This window comes from Kosakonia beeri, from assembly GCF_054165705.1.
The window spans coordinates 1,618,451-1,637,711 of the sequence record NZ_CM135106.1; the positions used below are offsets into that span (position 1 = coordinate 1,618,451).

Consider the following 19,261-nt stretch of genomic DNA (forward strand, 5'->3'; position numbering starts at 1 on the left):
AAAAATCCTGGCTAACCCGCCGGGATTTTTTTTTGCAGCGTATGCACAGCGCCGCGGTGTCACTCATTGCAGGTTTTACCTTTCCCTGATCGCAGGCATAAAAAAACCAGCCGTAAGAGGCTGGTTTTTCGGGGGAATTTTGGTCGGCACGAGAGGATTTGAACCTCCGACCCCTGACACCCCATGACAGTGCGCTACCAGGCTGCGCTACGTGCCGACATGTGGCGCTAATAGTACCCTTTTCGTCGCTGAATGCAAGTGAAGGGCAGACTGAGTGATTTATAATTAATCAATCAGTTAGCGATAAAACGTTTTTCATCCGTCAGAACCTGCAACAGCAAACTGAGTTGCGGTTTCTGCTCGCGCACTTTATTGCCCTGCGCATCCCAGGTCTGGTAATTGCCATTCTGGCCAAGCACCAGGGTCATTTCCGGCGTGGTAATTGCCAGCGTGTCGCCATTGGCAGCGGTGACCCAATTGTTACGCCGTGTGGCATTGAACAGATCCTGCCCCTGCGAATATTCATTCGCCGGTGTGCTGACGTGCAGCAAACGCTGCATCAGCGTGGTCATTATATCTTTATGATCCGTCAGCTTATTGATGTGCTGAGCCGGTGTGCCTGGCCAGTGAACAACCAGCGGCACATGCAGCGTGCTACGTGACCAGTCGAAACGGCTGGCCTCTTTGCTTTCCGGGATACCGCGCCCGGCGGTAATGATCACCACCGTATCATCGAGCTTGCCAGAGGCGCGCAGCGCATCAATGACGCGGGCGATTTGTGCATCCACATCGGATGCCGCACGGCTGTATTTGCGAGCAAAGCCCTGCTGGTTGCTGTCCAGCGAGGCGGTGCCATTAAGCGACACCCAGGAGAACCAGCGGTTGTCATCCTGCGCATAGTGGCTCAGCCAGTTAATCCATTGATCGGCAGTTTGCTCATCGCTTTGCGGTTTTGCGGCCGGCAGTGAGAAGTCAGACAGCAATGCCTGGCGGTAGAGTGGGCTGCTAAAGCCGTCTGAAGAGAACAGGCCTAACTGATAGCCCTGCTGGTTGAACGCGGTGATCAGCGCCGCCGGAATACGCGCTGAGAGTACGCCATCCATATAGCTTGGCGAAATACCGTAGAACAGCCCGAAGTAGCCGCTATCGGCGGTATTGCCGGAGCTCATATGTTGGGTGAAGCTCACATTCTGCTGGGCAAAACTCGCCAGTTGCGGCATCTGTTTTTCATAGCGCGAATAGTTAAGGCCATCAACGGTAATTAACAGGACGTTATGCCCGGCGCCCATATCCTGATAACGCAGCTCACTGAGCGGATACTGCACGGACACGGCTTCCGGATTGCCTTGTTCCACCAGCCGACGCTGATAATCCTGCGCATCCAGCAGGCCGTGTTTTTCCAGAAAACGCCGCGCGGTCATCGGGTAAGAGAGCGGCAAGTTGGCGCGCTGCATGGTGATTGGGCGATAGAAATTGGCATCCGCCCAGATGTACATTACATGAGTGGCAACAAAGGCGACAAAGAAGAAGACGGCCAGCGGTTTGGCATAATGGCGACGGCGGGTGAGGCTGCGCAGCTTTTGCCAGCTCCAGGTCGCGAACAGCATTTCAATCAGCAGGATCACCGGCACGCTGATAAACATTAACTGCCAGTCACGCGCCGTTTCGTTCTGATCCGGGTTAATCACCAGCTCCCAGACGACGGGATTTAAATGCAGGTGGAAACGGGTAAAGACTTCGCTGTCAATCAACAACAGCGTCATGCCCATGGTGGCGAAGATAGCCGACAACACGCGCATCAATCGCTGTGACATGACAATAAACGTCAATGGAAACAGAATCAGCAGATAGGCGGCGAAGACCAGAAAACTGAAGTGCCCTACCACGCTTAAATAAGAGTAGATTCGGCCCGAAAGGGTAGTGGGCCAGTCGGCGACAAACAGATAGCGGCTACCCAGTACGATGGACAACAAAATGTTGAACAACGCAAACCAGTGCCCCCAGCTCACCATCTGGGAGACTTTTTCAAAATAGCGCTGACGATTCGTCACCATAAACTCTTGTTAATTCCCTTAATGCGCTTTGTCGTCGCCAATGGACGATTGTAACGCCTGAGCGAATGACCTGGCGATAGCCTGACGCTGGGCGGGCGCAACGCTGGTGTTAATCAGGTTGGTTACCATATTGCCCAGCACCATCAGGGACAGGTCGGTCGGCGCTTTGTGTTTTTCCAGCACGTTGGCCAGCTTAGTGAGCAGTTCTTCAACGTGTGCATCGCTGTAACGGGAGATTTGTGGCATAAATCGACATCAGTTTATGTTGGTTCATGAAAGGGCAACATATTACCGTAGCAACAGCTTTTTTTCTGCTTTTTTATCTGCTGTTGCACAGTCGCGTTGGTGGTGGTTGAATACCGCGGTCTAAAAGGAGAGTTTATCATGAGTCTGGACATCAACCAGATTGCCCTGCATCAGCTTATCAAACGCGATGAGCAAACCCTTGAGCTGGTGCTGCGCGATTCTTTGCTGGAACCAACACCGCCCGTTGAAGAGATGGTCGAAGAGTTGCACCGGGTCTATAGCGCGAAAAACAAAGCGTATGGCCTGTTCAACGAAGAGAGCGAGCTGGCGCAGGCGCTGCGCTTGCAACGTCAGGGTGAAGAAGAGTTTCTCGCGTTCAGCCGTGCGGCGACCGGACGTTTACGTGATGAGCTGGCGAAATACCCCTTTGCTGATGGCGGTATTGTCCTGTTTTGCCACTACCGTTATCTCGCGGTGGAATACCTGCTGGTGGCGGTGCTGAACAACTTAAGCAGCATGCGCGTGAATGAGAATCTGGATATCAGCTCCACGCATTATCTTGATATAAATCATGCGGATATCGTCGCCCGAATTGACCTGACCGAGTGGGAAACCAACCCGGAATCCAGCCGTTACTTAACCTTCCTGAAAGGTCGCGTTGGGCGTAAGGTCGCCGATTTCTTTATGGATTTTCTTGGCGCCAGCGAAGGGCTGAACGCCAAAGCGCAAAACCGCGGTTTGCTGCAGGCGGTGGATGATTTCACCGCCCAGGCGGAGCTGGATAAATCCGAGCGCCAGACGGTACGCCAGCAGGTTTACACCTACTGCAATGAACAGTTGCAGGCCGGTGAAGAGATTGAACTGGCGTCGTTGTCGAAAGAGCTGGCAGGCGTGAGCGAAGTCAGCTTCGAAGAGTTTACTGCCGGCCAGGGCTACGAGCTGGAAGACAGTTTCCCGGCCGACCGCAGCACGCTGCGCCAGCTGACCAAATACGCGGGCAGCGGTGGCGGGTTGACCATTAATTTCGATGCCTTGTTACTGGGCGAACGTATTTTCTGGGATCCGGCAACCGATACGCTGACCATCAAAGGCACGCCGCCAAACCTCCGCGACCAGCTGCAACGCCGTCTTAACGGCGGAAAATAATCCTCAAAACCTGCTGACTGGCAGGTTTTTTCTTTGCGAGCCACGGGAGCTGTTTTAACGATGACGCATCCGCCAGGTATCGACTTTGTATTGCTGCGCACTGTGTTGCGCAAACATGCGCTGCTGTTTTGTCTGCTTTTGGGCCTGGGCGCTATTTTTCTGACCGCTTCGCTGCTGCTGTATTTCCATGCCTGGTTACCCGATGAAACGCACACTATTGCGGGCATTATTGGGATTGCGGTCTTTTTTCTTTGTGGTCTGTTTCTGGTCGGCTTTGCAGTGACGTCAAACATCAGCAGTGTGCGTTATTACTATGCCAGCGGGCTGTTACGCCAGCACGGTGTTAATACCAGCGGGACAGTGCTGAAGAAAACGCGTCTGGCCCACAACGGTAAAGTCGGCAACAAAGTGGATGATCACGGCGAAAAAGACGATATCGAAATTGATGAGCTGGAGTTACGCGTCCATTTTCATTTTGACTATGCAGGGCAACGCTGGGAAGGGGAGGACCTGCTGAACCAGGAGCCGCTTTTTGATGCGCTAACGGAAGGGCAGACTGTTCCGCTGCGCATGCTGCCCTGGGCGCCGTCTCAGGCGATGATCCGCCAGCGCACACTGCTTAAGCAGGTCATGCACCGGCAGTCAGATGAAGGGGATGAACCGCGTATGGGTCAGCCATTGATGGACGGCGAACAGGCATAAAAAAACCCCGCCGTAGCGGGGTTTCTTCAACTTGTCGGCGATTAAGCGCGAACGAAGTCGATGTGAGACAGTTTCGGTTTGTACGGGTGACGCTGTACAGCCTGAACTTTCACTTTTACTTCTTTGCCATCAACAGCGATGGTCACTACTTCGCTATAGAACTCAGCTTTGGACTGCAGGTTCCACAGTTTGTCGTGGTCCAGTTCGATAGCGATCGGCGCTTCAGTTCCACCGTAAACGATAGCCGGGAACTTGTTAGCTGCGCGCAGGCGGCGGCTCGCACCCTTACCCTGCTCTTTACGTACGTCTGCATTGATAGTAAACATTTAAATCTCTCTTTAATAAATCCTGTTACAGGCGACCCAGCAACAGGCAGATGATCGGCTTTCGCGGATGCAAAAGCGGGCGGTATTCTATCCCCGAATGTTCGATACATCAATCAAAAGCACGTTTATCCACGTAATTCATGCGCCCGACGGAAACGGCCTTCATAATCGAACACTTTTTCACGCACTTGCCAGAACTGGCCTTTCATCCGCGCCACCACAAAGTCGGGATGGCGCAGCAGCGCTTGCTGGGCGACGATATCGCGAGCCACAATCCAACGCAGCGGCATGCCGGGAGTACGGGTATGCGGGCGGATAAATAGCTGTTCGAAGGCGGTACGCTGCGCGGGTGTCTGTAGACGGAAGCGCTCACTGACATCCGCGCCATCTTCATCGTAATAGGTGATTTTCAGCCATTCGCCTTTCTCGTCCGCGCCGTTCTGGAGCGTCATACCACTGCAGCGCAGCACCAGCGCATCTTTCAGTTTCAGCGCTGCTTTCAGCATATCGTCAGGATCGACCAGCACCGTGTCGCAACTGCGGCAGCGACGGGCAGCAATGTCATTTTCTGCATGACACTGCGGGCAGTTTTTAAAGCGAAAGCGGTAATCACACTGTTCGCGATGACCTTCATCATCTTCCAGCCAGCCCTGGCAGCGGCGGCCAAAATGCTCAATGAGCGTGCCATCCGCGGTGGTTTTACCCCAAAAGGTGTTGGCGAAACCACAGGCAGGGCAGAACACCTGTACCGGCACATTGTCGCTTTTGCCTTTTGGCGCACCGATCTCCGGCGCGTAAAGGTCGTGCGGGTTCCCCGCATAATCAAGGATAAGACAGTCGGTTTTGCCCGGCGAAAGCCGAAGACCGCGGCCAACGATTTGCTGATACAGGCTGACGGATTCTGTCGGACGTAATATGGCGATCAGGTCGACATGCGGCGCATCGAAACCGGTGGTCAATACTGCCACGTTGACCAGATAACGGAATTGCTGGTTTTTGAAGGTATCGATTAACGCATCGCGTTGTGGGCCAGGCGTCTCTCCGGTAATCAGTGCAGCCTCGTCCGCGGGGAGTAACCCGGTGATCTCCCGCGCATGCTCAACGGTCGCGGCAAAAATCATTACCCCTTTGCGCGTCTGCGCAAACTCAATAATCTGACTAATGATATGCGGAGTAATTCGCTGCTGTTTTTTCAGTTCCCGGTTCAGATCTGCTTCACTGAACAGACCGTTGCTCTGCGCCTGTAAGCGGCTGAAATCATACTGTACAACGGGCATGTCCAGCCGCTCTGGCGGTGTGAGATAACCGTGCTTGATCATATAGCGCAGCGGCAGCTCATAAATGCAGTCGCGAAACAGCGCCTTTTCGTCGCCGCGCACCATGCCATGGTAATGAAAGCGATAAATCCAGCCTTTGCCCAGCCGGAAAGGGGTAGCGGTTAAACCCAGCAGTCGTAAGTGAGGGTTCACCTTACGCAGATGGGCCAGGATCTGCTGATACTGGCTGTCATCGTCATCGCTGATGCGATGGCACTCATCCACCACCAGCAGTGAAAATTCACCCTGAAATTGCGCCAGATTGCGCGCCACCGATTGCACACTGCCAAACACCACTTTTCCGTTACTTTGTTTGCGTTTTAATCCGGCAGCAAAGATATCTGCTTCCAGCCCAAGGGCAATGTATTTGGCATGGTTTTGTGCGACCAGTTCTTTCACATGCGCCAGCACAAGCACGCGACCGCGTGCCAGACGCGCCAGTTCGGCGATGACCAGGCTTTTTCCGGCCCCGGTCGGTAGCACGATCACCGCCGGTTCAGCATGTTGACGAAAATGGGCGAGGGTGGCATCCACCGCTTCGCGTTGATAGGGGCGCAGCGTAAAAGTCATTGTCTCGATGAGGGTTGCAGGTAGACGGCGCATAGTATGCCACGGATCTTTCCCTTGAGTGGTGTATGATGGCCGCTATACTACTCACGTTTATTACGTCTTTTTTGGGCTCATTGCCCGCATCCAGCACCATACAGGCAAAAAAATTTCATGCGACTTGATAAGTTTATCGCTCAGCAGCTCGGCGTAAGCCGCGCCATTGCCGGGCGTGAAATCCGTGCTCACCGTGTCACTGTTAATGGCGACGTTGTGCGTGATACGGCATTTAAACTGCTGCCCGAACACGATGTCGAATACGATGGCAATACGCTGGTGCAGCAAAATGGCCCGCGCTACTTTATGCTGCACAAACCGGAAGGTTACGTTTGCTCAACCGACGATCCGGATCACCCGACGGTACTCTATTTTCTTGATGAGCCGGTTGCACACAAGCTGCATGCCGCCGGGCGTTTGGATATTGACACTACCGGGCTGGTGCTGATGACCGACGACGGCCAGTGGTCACACCGTATTACCTCGCCGCGCCATCATTGTGAAAAAACCTATCTGGTGACGCTCGAATCCCCGGTAAGCGACGACACGGCAGAACACTTTGCCCGTGGTGTACAGCTGCACAACGAAAAAGATCTCACCAAACCCGCCGTGCTGGAAGTAGTAACACCGAATCAGGTCCGTCTGACCATCAGCGAAGGTCGTTATCATCAGGTTAAGCGCATGTTTGCCGCTGTCGGTAATCATGTGGTGGGTCTGCATCGCGAGCGCATTGGCGCTATTGCGCTGGATGCGGATTTAGCACCCGGTGAGTATCGTCCGCTGACAGAAGAAGAAATTGCCAGTATCGGCATGCCCCCACGCTAATATCAGGAGACTGACGTGACCTCAAGGCCACACTCTTCGCTAAGCATTGTGTTTATTCTTGGGCTGCTGGCAATGCTTATGCCGCTGTCCATCGATATGTATCTTCCTGCGCTTCCGGTGATTGCAGAGCAATTCGGTGTGCCGGCGGGCAGTGCGCAGATGACGCTGAGTACCTATATTCTGGGGTTTGCGGTCGGTCAGTTGCTATATGGCCCGATGGCCGACAGCATCGGGCGTAAGCCAGTCATTCTTGGCGGTACCCTGATCTTTGCTGCTGCGGCGGTGGCCTGTGCGCTGGCGCAGAGTATTGATCAATTGATCACGATGCGTTTTTTCCATGGCCTTGCGGCAGCGGCGGCCAGCGTGGTGATCAACGCTCTGATGCGCGATATCTACCCCCGGGAAGAATTCTCGCGCATGATGTCGTTCGTTATGCTGGTGACGACAATTGCGCCGTTACTGGCACCGATGGTGGGCGGGGCGGTACTGGTCTGGTTTAGCTGGCACGCCATTTTCTGGATCCTTGCGCTGGCCGCGCTCCTGGCATCGGCGATGATCGCCATCTTTATTCGTGAAACACTGCCGGTGGATAAGCGGCATAAATTTCACCTGCGCACCACTATCGGTAACTTTGCTTCGCTGTTTCGTCATAAGCGCGTGCTGAGTTACATGCTGGCAAGCGGGTTCAGCTTTGCCGGAATGTTCTCGTTTCTGAGCGCTGGGCCGTTTGTTTACATTCAGATCAATCACGTCTCGCCGCAGGATTTTGGTTATTACTTCGCGCTGAATATCGTCTTCCTGTTTGTAACCACCATTATTAATGGCCGCATTGTGCGTCGCGTTGGCGCGCTGAACATGTTTCGCTGCGGGCTGTGGGTGCAGTTTGCCATGGCGATATGGATGGTGGTAACCGCGTTGCTGGATGTCGGGTTCTGGTCACTGGTACTTGGTGTGGCGGCGTTTGTCGGCTGTGTCTCGCTGGTAGCGTCTAATGCGATGGCCGTTATTCTTGATGAGTTTCCTCATATGGCGGGGACCGCGTCATCGCTGGCCGGGACGTTCCGTTTTGGCATTGGTGCCATCATCGGCGCGTTGTTGTCGATGGCGACATTTAACTCTGCCTGGCCAATGATTTGGTCGATCACGTTCTGCGCAACCAGCTCCATTCTCTTCTGTCTTTACGCCAGTCGCGGAAAAAAACCGGCGTAACCCTTCAGCAAAGGGAGTGAAAAGGCTCCCTTCTTTGATACATATCAACCAAAATGGTCATACCTTCTGACATGTTTGTTTCTTTTATGTAAAATCAATTAGTGTAAAAAGTCACACCATTGTAGTGAAAAAGGTTGAGTTAGATCGCAGAAACGGGTACATATACCCCAAAACCGACCCGCCGCTTACCCAAAAATAACCTGACAAAAGAGCGGCAAAACCACACGCTGCGCGGGATGTGACCTTTTCTGCGTGCCTGACAGGACGATTTGTCAATAGTGTGTTAATATAAATGTAAAATATTTGTGAAGTAAAGTGCTTCCGGGGAAAGAAAGTGAATACATTACAGCTCTCTATCATCCACCGTTTACCCCAGTGCTATCGCTGGCTCGATGGTTTTGCAGGCGCAAAAGTTGAACCGATTCCGCAAAATGGCCAGTCGGCTGATGACACGCTTGTGGCGTTGAAACTGCTGAGCCCGGACGGTGACAGTGCCTGGCCGGTCATGCATAAACTCAGCCAGGCATTAAGTGACATTGAAGTAGATTGCTCGGTGCTGGAGTGCGAAGGCGAGCCGTGTCTGTTCGTCAATTGCCAGGATGAATTTGCCGCAACCTGTCGCCTGAAAAACTTTGGCGTTGCCATTGCGGAACCCTTTTCCGGGCAGAACCCTTTCTGAACGTCAGCTTAACGAGAGAAGCTGGCGTGTATATTCCTGCTGCGGGTCGTTGAAGACACGCCAGCACTCGCCTTGTTCTACTACTTCGCCTTCCTTCAGCACGATCACCTGATGGCACAACGCGCGCACAACATGCAGATCGTGACTGATAAAGATATACGCCAGTCGGTGCGTCTCCTGTAATGATTTAAGCAAGGCCAGGATCTGCGCCTGCACGGTGCGGTCCAGCGATGACGTCGGCTCATCCAGAATAATCAACTCCGGTTTCAGGATCAGCGCACGGGCAATGGCAATACGCTGGCGCTGGCCGCCTGAGAACTCACCGGGAAAACGCCGCCGGGTTTGCGGATCCAGCCCAACTTCCTGCATAACCTCGATCACTCGCTGCTCGCGGGCGGTGCGCGTCAGCTCTGGCTGATGAACACGTAATCCCTCTTCTATAATTTGCAGCACATTTAAACGCGGATTCAGCGCAGAGTTAGGATCCTGAAAAACGACCTGAATACGGGGGCGGACGGGCAGCATCTGCTTACGGCCCCACTGATGCAACGGGTGACCATCAAAGAGTATCGTCCCGCGTGACGCCACCAGCCGCAAGAGTGCAAGGCCTGTTGTGCTTTTACCGGAGCCGGACTCACCCACCAGTCCGACTGTCTCGCCTGGGCGCAGACTAAAACTGATATTCTTAACTACCTGATTGTGATCAACCACGCGGCGAAAAACCCCTTTACGAATGGGGAAGCTGACACCGAGATTGTTCACCTGCAACAGCGGTGGCGTGCCTGGCGGCAACGCAACGGGATCCCCCGCAGGTTCACTGTTCAGCAGGCGCTGGGTATAAGGATGGGTCGGGGCGCTGAACAGGGCGGGCGCGTTGTTTTGCTCCACACATTGCCCGTTTTGCATCACCGCCACGTTATCGGCCAGTTTACGCACGATGCTCAAATCATGGGTGATGAATAGCAGGCCCATGTTCAGTTCATCACGCAATTCGCGCAGCAGCGCCAGGATCTGCGCCTGGACGCTGACATCCAGTGCGGTGGTCGGTTCATCGGCAATGAGCAGCTCCGGGCGTGTCAGCAGTGCCATGGCGATCATCACACGCTGGCGTTCGCCGCCGGAAAGCTGATGCGGAAAATCACCCAACCGGCTGCGGGCATTGCGGATGCCGACGCGATCGAGGCAGTCGAGGATCTCTGCGCGTGCCGCTTCCCGTCGCATGCCGCGATGCAGCGATAACACTTCATACAGTTGCTTCTCCAGTGTATGCAGCGGGTTAAGTGAAACCATCGGCTCCTGGAAGATCATTGCGATTTTGTTGCCGCGTATACCCCGCATGATGCGTTCGCTGGCATGCAGCAGCGACTCGCCATGAAACAAAATATCTCCGGACGGGTATTCAACCGGCGGGGAGGGCAACAGCCGCAGAACAGACAGCGCGCTGACGCTTTTACCGGAGCCGGATTCACCCACCAGCGCCAGCGTTTCTCCCGCTTCAATCGCTAGCGATAAATTCCTGACAACAGTATGGGATTGGTTTTGCTGGCGAAAAGCAATGGTCAGGGAGTCAATACTCAGCAGAGGAGAGGCCATCTTACACCGCCTTATTGGGATCAAACGCGTCGCGCACCGCTTCGCCAATGAAAATCAGCAACGAAAGCAGCAGGGCGGTGGAAATAAAAGCGGCAATCCCCAGCCAGGGAGCCTGTAAGTTGTTTTTGCCTTGCAGGAGTAACTCACCGAGCGAGGGCGACCCCAACGGCAGACCAAAGCCCAAAAAGTCGAGCGAGGTGAGCGTCGCGACAGAACTACACAGAATAAAGGGCAGCAACGTTAACGTAGCAACCATCGCATTTGGCAGCATATGACGGAGCATTATGCCACGATCGCTGACGCCTAACGCCTGTGCCGCGCGGATGTAGTCAAAGTTGCGAGTGCGCAGAAACTCGGCGCGCACCACGCTAACCAGTGCCATCCAGCCAAACAGCACGGTGATGCCTAACAGCCACCAGAAACCCGGCTGAATCACGCTGGAGAGCAAAATAATCAAAAACAGCGTTGGCATGCCGGACCACACTTCAATAAAGCGTTGCCCCCAGAGATCGATTTTACCGCCGTAATACCCCTGGATCGCGCCTGCAAGCACACCAATCACGCTTGAGCAAAACGTGAGCATCAGGCCGAACAGCAAAGAGATTCGCGTGCCGTAGAGAATACGCGCCAGCACATCTCCGCCATTCGCGTCGGTGCCCAGCCAGTTTTTTGCCGAGGGTGGGGACGGGAAGGGCTCGGTGGTAGCATAGTTGATGCTGCGTGCGCCAAAGCGCACCGGTGCCCACAGAACCCAGCCTCGCTCGTCGAGCTGCTTACGTAACCACGGATCCTGATAATCGGCGGGTGTCGCAAAGGGGCCGCCGTAGTCACTTTCGCTGTAATCTTTGACAATCGGGGCATACCAGCGGCCCTCATAGCGCACCAGCAACGGCTTATCGTTAGCGACCAGTTCCGCACACAGACTGAGAATAAAAATCACTAAAAAGATCCACAGCGACCAGTATCCACGGCGGTTGTGGCGAAAACGTAGCCAGCGCGCCTGATTGACGTAGCTTAATTGAAACATCAGCGTCCCTCGAAATCGATACGCGGATCCACCAGCGTATAGCTGATGTCGCTGAGGATGTTCAGCAGCAATCCAATCAGTGTGAAAATATAAAGTGTGCCGAACATCACCGGATAATCGCGCGACACCGTCGCTTCGTAGCCCAGTAAACCGAGGCCGTTGAGCGAGAAAATCACCTCAATCAGCAGCGATCCGGTAAAAAACATGCTGATAAAGGTGGCAGGAAAACCAGCGATCACCAGCAACATGGCATTGCGGAACACATGCTTGCGCATGATATTGCGTTCGCTGACGCCCTTTGCCCGCGCGGTGACCACATACTGCTTACGGATCTCATCCAGAAAGGAGTTTTTGGTCAGCATCGTCAGGGCAGCGAAACCGCCAATTACCGTCGCCAGCACCGGCAGCGTAATATGCCACAGATAATCAAGTGCCTGTTTATACCAGGGTAATGCGTCGAAATTGCTTGAGGTCAGCCCGCGCAGGGGGAAAAGATCGTAATAACTGCCCCCTGCGAAAAAGACAATCAGCATGATGGCGAACAAAAACGCCGGGATCGCGTAACCGACAATAATCAGCGCACTGCTCCAGATATCAAAACGGCTACCGTTGTGCACCGCTTTGCGGATGCCAAGCGGGATCGACACCAGATAGATGATCAGCGTGCCCCACAAGCCCAGTGTGATGGAGACGGGCATACTTTCTTTAATCAGTTGCAGCACCGACGCGCTACGAAACAGGCTGTCGCCAAAGTCGAAGCGCAGGTAATCCCAGAGCATTTTGAAGTAACGCTCATGCAGCGGTTTATCGAAACCATAACGCTGCTTAATCTCGGCAATGACTTGCGGATCGAGGCCGCGCCCGCCGCGATAATGGCTGTCATTACTCAGGACATCACCTACGCCGGTGCGGGCATGCGTTGCGCCCATTCCACCTCCGCCGCTGCCTGGCAGTGATCCCTGATTACCGAATTCAATGGCGGCAATCGCCTGGTCCACCGGGCCACCGGGGGCTATCTGCACAATAAAGAAGTTAATGGTGATAATTGCCCAAATCGTGGGAATAATCAGTAATAAACGGCGAACGAGATACGCGCCCATCGCTTCTCCTTAACGTCTGGCAGCGGGTAATTTCGCTGCTTTGTTTACGTCATACCACCAGGTATCAAAACCGAGTGAGTAGACAGGGCGAATGCCAGGCATGGAGAACTTATCCCAGTAGGCGATGCGATCCGCTGACATGTACCACATGGGCAGCATGTAATAGTTCCAGGTCAGTACACGATCCAGCGCGCGTCCCAGCGGCAGCAGCTTTTCCTTATTCCCCTGCCAGCGGTTAATCTGCGCAATCAGATCGTCCACAGCCGGGTTTTTCACGCCCGGCGCGTTGTACGAGGAGTCGATATACTGTGAACTCCATGCGATTTGCAAATCGCCACTCGGCCACGGCTGCGCAAGCCACTGGCGCGGCATCATATCGTAGTCGCGGCTACGCATGCGGTTGGTGGCTTGTGAGTTATCCACCTGGCGGATGTCCATAGTGATACCGAGGCGCGAGAGATTGTGCTGAAATGGCAGTACCCACTGCGTGTTACCGCCGGAGGGTAGCAGCAATTCAAAGCGTAAAGGTTTACCGGTTTTCGCTTCCACGCGCTGTTGGTTTTTCAGCACCCAGCCCGCCTGTTTTAACAGCGCATCGGCTTTGAGCAGGTTTTCACGGTCATAACCATCGCCGTTCGATTTTGCCGGGGAGTAAATAGAGGTGAACACTTCCGGCGGGATCTGCGCTTTTAACGGTGCCAGCAGCGTTAGTTCATCGGCATCAGGGTAGTGACGTGCAGCGTATTCTGTGTTCTGGAAATAGCTGTTCGCCCGGCTGTATGCCCCGTAGAACAATGCTTTGTTCATCCATTCAAAATCAAAGGCCAGCGAAATGGCTTCACGCACGTGGCGATCGCTGAACACCGGGCGGGTGATATTGAACGCCAGCCAGCGCGTATTTTGCGCGGAAGTATTGGGTTGTTCATCTTTGACAATATAACCGCGGCTGAAGTTAGTGCCGATATAGCGTGTGGCCCAGTTTTTCGCATCACCTTCGCTACGTAAGTCAAAGGCGCCTGCTTTAAAGGCTTCAAACGCGACGTTATCGTCAAGATAGTAGTCATAACGAATATTATCGAAATTCCAGCGGCCGCGGTTGACTGGCAAGTCCGCTGCCCAGTAATCCCGTACACGGGTATAAGCAATATACTGGCCCATGCGCCAACTGCTGATACGGTAAGGGCCGCTACTCAGCGGCGGGCGGCTCAGCGGTTCGCTAAGCTTGTGATCTTTCCAGAAAGACTCCGGCATGATCGGCAGGGTCAGCAAGCTGAGCATGTCCTCTTTGCCCGGTTTCGCCAGCACAATGCGCACCGTTAACGGTGAGATGGCCTTCACCGTGGAGCCTTTATAAATCAGGCGGAATTGCGGCACGCCTTCTGTCATAAATTTCTGAAAAGTGAACGCCACGTCGCTGGCGCGAACAGGGGAGCCGTCATGAAAGCGCGCCCGTGGGTTAATGCTGATCTCCATCCATGAATAATCATCGGCATAGCGCGCCATCTCGGCGATAAGCGGGTAGTAGCTACCGGGTTCATCGTCGGAGGTGGTAAAGAGAGCATCGTAAAGCGATTCGGTACGCACGGCGGCATTACCGCGTAAAGCAAAACGGTTAAAGTTATCAAAGGTGCCAATGACAGAGAGTGTGACATTGCCGCCCTTGGGCGCCGCGGGATTCACATAATCAAAATGGGAAAAGTTAATGGCATATTTGGGTTCGCCAATCACGGCGAAAGAATAACTTTCTTTGATGGTTTGCGCCTGACTGACCAGACTGACAAAGGCCAACAATAACGCTGCAATGCGCACAAACTTCATTGTGTGTTCCTATGACCTGTAGCGCGCAGGGCGCACTAACTTCTTATCGCTAAATAATAAGGGAGGCCCGGCCTGATGTGAAATAATTCGCGGCTAGAGCAGAGCCTCAAATGGCGGCGCCTGCCAGTCCACAAACTGGTGTAGCGTCATCGGGCGGCTAAAATAGTAACCTTGCATAAAATGCACACCGTGTTCACGCAGCCATCTCGCTTGTTCTGGTGTTTCAACACCTTCGGCGACGGTCAGCATATTCAGCCGTTTCGCCAGGGTCAGTACGGCGTCCAGCACTGGCGACGTGATGGTTTCCATGCCGATAGCATTGACAAAGCCGCGATCTATTTTCAGGTAGTCGAGGGTAAAACGTTCAAGATAAATCAGCGCGCTGTGACCGGTGCCGAAGTCGTCAATCGCTATCTCATAACCCTCATTGCGGAGCCACTCAAACCGTTTTGTCACCTCGGTGTAACGCAACATATCGCGTTCGGTGATTTCCAGCACAATGCTGAAATGGTGTGGGGGCAGCGATTGCGAAAATTGATGAATGTCGTCGGTAAAACTCTCGGCATGCAAATGGCCGGGCGCAATATTAATGCCGATTTTCGCGCCGGCAGGTAGCAACGTTTGTAGCACCGGGGCATCACGGGCGATCAGCGCAAACAGGTGTAACGTCAGCGGAATAATCAGCTGTTGCGCTTCGGCGAAATGGATAAAAGCATCAGGCGGGATTTCGCCCGCGGTGGGGTGTTTCCAGCGCATCAGTACTTCGACGCCGCTGACTTTGAGGGTTTTTGCGTCAACAACCGGCTGGTAGACCACATAGAACTGTTCGCGCTTGATAGCGGTAAGTATCTCCCGGCCCGGGCGCAGGCGCGTCGATAAGATGTAAGCTGCCAGAAGCCCAATTAGCATTCCTGCCGTTGCTCCCAGCAGTAGCGCAAATTGCACGTCTTCCCGCCGCCATTTTTCTGCATACAGATAAATGGTCAGCGGCGTGCCGTCGATCTGTTCGGTGCTGAATGGCACCTGATCAAAGCTGGCTAAATTAATGAGCCCTGCAGTGAAGGTCGATATTGCCCGACCGTTAACGCCGATGGCGATCCCGGTGAGATCCGGCTGTTCAGAGCTGTACAGCATGTAAGGTGAAAGATTGATATTCAGCGAGACAAAGACACCGCGATCGTCAAACAGAGGACTACGAAACCACAACGCCATGGCCGGTTTATCCGGCATCATTGGCGTTCCGGGCAGGATCACCATATCGGTGGCTTTATTGACGTCGATATCCGGCACCAGTTGTTTCAAGGGGACATTCATCACCCCGGTTGCTGACGAGCAGACAGCGTTCTGATCCTTGACCAAAAGAAAGGCGCGGACGTTCAGGGTGAAGGCGGCCCGCGATGTCAGTTCACTGGCAACATCATGGCACGCATTCAGGGTTAGCGGCTGCAATAGCTCTGCCGTGGTGCGGATATCGCCGAGATAGTTGGTAAACCAGTTTTGAATGCCATTAAGCAACGTTTCATAGCGGGTCAGCCGTTTTTGTTGCTCTAACCAAAACTGGAATCCACCCACCGAGACAGCGGAAAACAGGCCGATGAGGATGCTAATCAGCGCTATTTTTCGGTTCAGGGTGAGAAAGTAGCGGGTGAACATGATGTTGGACCCAATTATCCGCGTTCTGCAGTGAACGATGTGAATTTCTGGACTATAGCCCGAAAAGCGGTTTGAGGATAGCGAGCATAAAAAAACACTGCCGGGGCAGTGTTCTTCTTTCTTAAGCGCCAGCCAAGGGAAAACCGGCGTTAAGTTATTAGCTGCGGGTCAGGATACGTCGCGCTTCGTTGTAGCGCTTCTTCCAGTACGGCTCATCCATGCTGGAAATCATCACACCGCTGCTGGTGGAAGCATGAACAAACTGGTTATTACCAATATAGATGCCGACATGTCGCCCGGTCGAACCTGCTCTGAAGAGAACCAGATCGCCAGTGCGCAGACTGGTGCGCGAAATCGACTTACCGGTTTCCTGCTGTTCCCAGGTGGAACGTGGCAGTTCTAAACCGAACTGTTCACGGAACGTGCGTTGCACAAAACCGGAACAGTCGATGCCTTTTTTGGTGTCGCCGCCGAGACGATAGCGAACGCCTTTCCAGTCGGCATATTGATCCATAATACGGGATTTAACATCCAGGTTACGGACCATATTTTCAAATTCATCCTGAGAGGTTTGCAGTGAAGAAGTGTCTTCAGCCACACCAAGCGTCTCAGAATGCATGTTCTTTGCGGTATTTGTTGATGAGCATGCTGACAGCAGTACCGCTACCGCTATCGCGGGTATCGCCCGCGCGATATATCTCAAAATCGGCTGAGATTTGACCATGTTGCTTATTTTCCCTTGAAGTCCTTAACGATAAATATCGTTATAAATACTGCCAACGCAGCGAGAGTAATTATCTATAAGCAACGAGACAAACACTCATGGTCGGATCTGTGGAACAACGCACAAATTTACGCACAATGAGAATAAAAGCACTCTTTGCGACAAGACGAAAGCGAGATTACCCTAACCCTCCCGGCATTGCGAGCGCTTTTCCCCCTTTTTTTATAAGAAATTATGATACAGAAAGTGAATATTCAGAATTGGTCACAAAATGGACAATTTAGTTTAAATAGCGTGCAAATTGCTCTTTTATAGGCGGATTGCGATGACAGGAAAATGACAAAATTAGGCAATCGCCGGGAATTTTAATTAGGGATCTAAAACGATCCCTAATGAATAGCGAAAATAATTGTTGGGCACTTGTTTAAATTTTGTTATTTCCGGGCAAATAACGATCAAACAGTAGAATAATTTTATCGCTAAGTGGTGTCAGCAGGAACCACGGCAAGCCGATGAGTACCGCCGACAATGAGCCTACGGCAATATCAGTGAACCAGTGCGCCCCAATCATCACCCGCGGGAAAGCAAAAACCACAACAATAACCAGCGCTATCGCAAAGGGGCGTTTGCCGAAATAACGTAGCATTATTGCGGCAAAAATCAGCAGCATCATACCGTGATCACCCGGAAAGCTGTCTTTGGACGCATCTTTGGTTGGGAAGTTAAGCAGATCGCTGACCCGGTAGATATTTTTGAAGAACAACGACGGGCTGGTGCGTTGCACCGGCATCAGCAACTGAGCCAGTTGGTTCAGCACTACCGCAATCAACAGCATCGTCAGGCCAATCATCAACACACGACGGCGGCCATCGCGATCCGCTGGTAACCAGAACGAAAGCATCAGGCAGCCCATGGCAACCAGCGAGCAGGCATCGAAGGCGCGGTTATTGGTCAGCGCCACCAGCCACAGGTAAGCGCGATTCTCGACCAGACCCTGGTTGAAAAAATGGAAGATGGCAGAGTCCAGCGGGAACCAGAAACCGTGGTTGACGGGTAAGTACCAGCTTAAAAATAACGCCAGACCAGCAGCGTTCAGCAACAAAATTAACGGTAAACGAGTTTTCATCTTTAAGGCATTTTCAATTAACACAGGCGCAACGGTAGTGCCATTAACTTAAACGAAGCTTCAACAGGGTGGACTGCAACGCGTTCCAGTCCGCTTCCGACGCGGTAATCAGTTCAATCCGGCTGTCTGGCGGGGCAACATTTTGCGTTTCGATATGAAAATCCTGCCCCTGGCGATTGACCCGCAACAGGCCCTCGGGAATGCGCATCACCCCTTTAACCCGCTCTACGGGCGCCAGACGCGCCCACTCGAGCAGACCAACGGTATCGAAAACCGTGTCGGCATCAAAAATCCAGCCGCAGGCGTGGTGCCCCTGGCCGCTGTTCAGATTACGCCGCCAGCGCTGATGTGCTGGCAAATTCAGGGCCGCCAGCCCTTTATTACTGGCATGCGCATGTTGATGTTCTGCGCTGGCGGGCAGTTCACGCAGATTGCGACGTGGCTGATCAAGCAGTGCGCCGTCAATAGTGCCTTGCGTGGCGTTGACGAGGAAACGATCGCCGCCGAATTCGCGCCACCACGTCTCCAGGGCGTCCTGACTTTCTGGTGTGGCGCGGTCCTGTTTATTGGCGATAATAATGTCCGCCGCCGCCAGTTGGTCACGGAAGTTGTCGTTATTAACCGCTTTCTCATCCAGCAGCTGGCGCGGATCGAGCAGGCATAACGTCGCGCGCAAGTCGATCCAGGGTTCGTACACCGCTGCGTTTAGCATATCGAGGATCTGTTTAGGATGGCCAAGGCCGGTCGGCTCAATCAACAGGCGATCGGGTTTTCCCTGACGCAGCAGCGTATTCAGCCCGACCTGCATGGGCAAGCCATTGACGCAGCACATGCAGCCGCCGGGGATCTCTTTCAACAGTGCGCCGCTGTCTGCCATTAGCGCGCCATCAATGCCAACTTCACCAAACTCGTTTACCAGCACGGCCCATTTTTCCTGCGGATCTTTATGTGCCAGTAAGTGCAATATCGAGGTCGTCTTGCCGCTTCCGAGAAAGCCGGTAATGAGGTTGGTCTTGGTCACTGAAACTCCAGGCGTCAACAAAATGAGGAATGGCAACGATCCTGGCGAAAAAAAGGAGAAAAGAGAAGGGCGCGGGCGAAGGAAAGCACGTAT

Annotated in this window: 17 protein-coding genes and 1 tRNA gene; 5 read left to right on the forward strand and 13 right to left on the reverse strand. The window is 53.4% G+C overall.

What is annotated here, in order from left to right:
• Window positions 1-140: 140 nt before the first annotated feature.
• The 3 genes from ACUY4S_RS07770 to ACUY4S_RS07780 all read right to left on the reverse strand — a co-directional run bounded on the left by ACUY4S_RS07770 (window position 141) and on the right by ACUY4S_RS07780 (window position 2,300).
• Window positions 141-217, reverse strand: a tRNA-Pro gene (locus tag ACUY4S_RS07770).
• Between the two features lie 76 nt (window positions 218-293).
• A complete protein-coding gene (gene yejM, locus ACUY4S_RS07775; RefSeq protein ID WP_312687984.1) occupies window positions 294-2,054 on the reverse strand; it encodes an LPS biosynthesis-modulating metalloenzyme YejM in 1,761 nt (586 codons plus the stop codon).
• Between the two features lie 18 nt (window positions 2,055-2,072).
• Window positions 2,073-2,300: a YejL family protein gene (locus tag ACUY4S_RS07780; protein WP_458022693.1), complete on the reverse strand. Its 228-nt coding sequence runs from the start codon at window positions 2,298-2,300 to the stop codon at window positions 2,073-2,075.
• Window positions 2,301-2,438: 138 nt separating this feature from the next.
• Between ACUY4S_RS07780 and yejK the strand changes: the two genes are divergently transcribed.
• Together yejK and ACUY4S_RS07790 are read left to right on the forward strand one after the other, a co-directional pair.
• Window positions 2,439-3,446 carry a nucleoid-associated protein YejK gene (yejK, locus tag ACUY4S_RS07785; protein WP_312687978.1) on the forward strand — a complete coding sequence of 336 codons (1,008 nt, stop codon included), beginning with the start codon at window positions 2,439-2,441 and terminating at the stop codon, window positions 3,444-3,446.
• A 60-nt stretch (window positions 3,447-3,506) separates the two neighbouring features.
• Complete coding sequence (locus ACUY4S_RS07790) at window positions 3,507-4,148, forward strand: hypothetical protein (RefSeq protein WP_458022692.1); 642 nt, start codon at window positions 3,507-3,509, stop codon at window positions 4,146-4,148.
• Between the two features lie 41 nt (window positions 4,149-4,189).
• Here the strand turns inward: ACUY4S_RS07790 and rplY are convergent, their stop codons facing one another.
• Window positions 4,190-4,474, reverse strand: coding sequence for a 50S ribosomal protein L25 (rplY, locus tag ACUY4S_RS07795; protein WP_312687974.1), 285 nt, complete (start codon window positions 4,472-4,474; stop codon window positions 4,190-4,192).
• Between the two features lie 125 nt (window positions 4,475-4,599).
• Window positions 4,600-6,360 carry a DNA repair helicase RadD gene (gene radD, locus ACUY4S_RS07800; protein WP_458022697.1) on the reverse strand — a complete coding sequence of 587 codons (1,761 nt, stop codon included), beginning with the start codon at window positions 6,358-6,360 and terminating at the stop codon, window positions 4,600-4,602.
• A 150-nt stretch (window positions 6,361-6,510) separates the two neighbouring features.
• Between radD and rsuA the strand changes: the two genes are divergently transcribed.
• The 3 genes from rsuA to ACUY4S_RS07815 all read left to right on the forward strand — a co-directional run bounded on the left by rsuA (window position 6,511) and on the right by ACUY4S_RS07815 (window position 9,106).
• Window positions 6,511-7,218: a 16S rRNA pseudouridine(516) synthase RsuA gene (gene rsuA / locus ACUY4S_RS07805; protein ID WP_458022691.1), complete on the forward strand. Its 708-nt coding sequence runs from the start codon at window positions 6,511-6,513 to the stop codon at window positions 7,216-7,218.
• A 15-nt stretch (window positions 7,219-7,233) separates the two neighbouring features.
• On the forward strand, window positions 7,234-8,427 hold the full coding sequence (locus ACUY4S_RS07810; protein ID WP_312687968.1) for a Bcr/CflA family multidrug efflux MFS transporter: 1,194 nt from the start codon (window positions 7,234-7,236) through the stop codon (window positions 8,425-8,427).
• A gap of 334 nt (window positions 8,428-8,761) precedes the next feature.
• Window positions 8,762-9,106 carry a YejG family protein gene (locus tag ACUY4S_RS07815; protein ID WP_312687965.1) on the forward strand — a complete coding sequence of 115 codons (345 nt, stop codon included), beginning with the start codon at window positions 8,762-8,764 and terminating at the stop codon, window positions 9,104-9,106.
• 3 nt (window positions 9,107-9,109) lie between these two features.
• Here the strand turns inward: ACUY4S_RS07815 and yejF are convergent, their stop codons facing one another.
• The 8 genes from yejF to ACUY4S_RS07855 all read right to left on the reverse strand — a co-directional run bounded on the left by yejF (window position 9,110) and on the right by ACUY4S_RS07855 (window position 19,168).
• A complete protein-coding gene (yejF, locus tag ACUY4S_RS07820; protein ID WP_458022690.1) occupies window positions 9,110-10,699 on the reverse strand; it encodes a microcin C ABC transporter ATP-binding protein YejF in 1,590 nt (529 codons plus the stop codon).
• Window position 10,700: 1 nt separating this feature from the next.
• Window positions 10,701-11,726, reverse strand: coding sequence for an ABC transporter permease (locus ACUY4S_RS07825; protein ID WP_312687959.1), 1,026 nt, complete (start codon window positions 11,724-11,726; stop codon window positions 10,701-10,703).
• Complete coding sequence (locus ACUY4S_RS07830; protein WP_458022689.1) at window positions 11,726-12,826, reverse strand: microcin C ABC transporter permease YejB; 1,101 nt, start codon at window positions 12,824-12,826, stop codon at window positions 11,726-11,728. The genes ACUY4S_RS07825 and ACUY4S_RS07830 overlap by 1 nt, the downstream gene beginning before the upstream one ends.
• A gap of 9 nt (window positions 12,827-12,835) precedes the next feature.
• Window positions 12,836-14,644 carry an extracellular solute-binding protein gene (locus ACUY4S_RS07835; protein ID WP_312687955.1) on the reverse strand — a complete coding sequence of 603 codons (1,809 nt, stop codon included), beginning with the start codon at window positions 14,642-14,644 and terminating at the stop codon, window positions 12,836-12,838.
• A 93-nt stretch (window positions 14,645-14,737) separates the two neighbouring features.
• Complete coding sequence (gene pdeN, locus ACUY4S_RS07840; RefSeq protein ID WP_458022688.1) at window positions 14,738-16,297, reverse strand: cyclic di-3',5'-guanosine monophosphate phosphodiesterase PdeN; 1,560 nt, start codon at window positions 16,295-16,297, stop codon at window positions 14,738-14,740.
• Between the two features lie 157 nt (window positions 16,298-16,454).
• Window positions 16,455-17,021, reverse strand: coding sequence for a bifunctional murein DD-endopeptidase/murein LD-carboxypeptidase (mepS, locus tag ACUY4S_RS07845; protein ID WP_312687951.1), 567 nt, complete (start codon window positions 17,019-17,021; stop codon window positions 16,455-16,457).
• A 424-nt stretch (window positions 17,022-17,445) separates the two neighbouring features.
• Window positions 17,446-18,147 carry a phosphatase PAP2 family protein gene (locus tag ACUY4S_RS07850; protein WP_458022687.1) on the reverse strand — a complete coding sequence of 234 codons (702 nt, stop codon included), beginning with the start codon at window positions 18,145-18,147 and terminating at the stop codon, window positions 17,446-17,448.
• 43 nt (window positions 18,148-18,190) lie between these two features.
• Complete coding sequence (locus tag ACUY4S_RS07855; protein WP_458022686.1) at window positions 18,191-19,168, reverse strand: CobW family GTP-binding protein; 978 nt, start codon at window positions 19,166-19,168, stop codon at window positions 18,191-18,193.
• Window positions 19,169-19,261 lie beyond the last annotated feature (93 nt).

What these genes read in the sequence shown, in the direction of transcription:
- yejK (WP_312687978.1), top strand. Translation starts at nt 2,439, where the DNA reads ATGAGTCTGGACATCAACCAGATTGCCCTGCATCAGCTTATCAAACGC.
- ACUY4S_RS07825 (WP_312687959.1), bottom strand. Translation starts at nt 11,726, where the DNA reads ATGTTTCAATTAAGCTACGTCAATCAGGCGCGCTGGCTACGTTTTCGC.
- pdeN (WP_458022688.1), bottom strand. Translation starts at nt 16,297, where the DNA reads ATGTTCACCCGCTACTTTCTCACCCTGAACCGAAAAATAGCGCTGATT.
- radD (WP_458022697.1), bottom strand. Translation starts at nt 6,360, where the DNA reads ATGACTTTTACGCTGCGCCCCTATCAACGCGAAGCGGTGGATGCCACC.
- ACUY4S_RS07835 (WP_312687955.1), bottom strand. Translation starts at nt 14,644, where the DNA reads ATGAAGTTTGTGCGCATTGCAGCGTTATTGTTGGCCTTTGTCAGTCTG.
- yejM (WP_312687984.1), bottom strand. Translation starts at nt 2,054, where the DNA reads ATGGTGACGAATCGTCAGCGCTATTTTGAAAAAGTCTCCCAGATGGTG.
- ACUY4S_RS07780 (WP_458022693.1), bottom strand. Translation starts at nt 2,300, where the DNA reads ATGCCACAAATCTCCCGTTACAGCGATGCACACGTTGAAGAACTGCTC.
- rsuA (WP_458022691.1), top strand. Translation starts at nt 6,511, where the DNA reads ATGCGACTTGATAAGTTTATCGCTCAGCAGCTCGGCGTAAGCCGCGCC.
- mepS (WP_312687951.1), bottom strand. Translation starts at nt 17,021, where the DNA reads ATGGTCAAATCTCAGCCGATTTTGAGATATATCGCGCGGGCGATACCC.
- rplY (WP_312687974.1), bottom strand. Translation starts at nt 4,474, where the DNA reads ATGTTTACTATCAATGCAGACGTACGTAAAGAGCAGGGTAAGGGTGCG.
- ACUY4S_RS07850 (WP_458022687.1), bottom strand. Translation starts at nt 18,147, where the DNA reads ATGAAAACTCGTTTACCGTTAATTTTGTTGCTGAACGCTGCTGGTCTG.
- ACUY4S_RS07830 (WP_458022689.1), bottom strand. Translation starts at nt 12,826, where the DNA reads ATGGGCGCGTATCTCGTTCGCCGTTTATTACTGATTATTCCCACGATT.
- yejF (WP_458022690.1), bottom strand. Translation starts at nt 10,699, where the DNA reads ATGGCCTCTCCTCTGCTGAGTATTGACTCCCTGACCATTGCTTTTCGC.
- ACUY4S_RS07790 (WP_458022692.1), top strand. Translation starts at nt 3,507, where the DNA reads ATGACGCATCCGCCAGGTATCGACTTTGTATTGCTGCGCACTGTGTTG.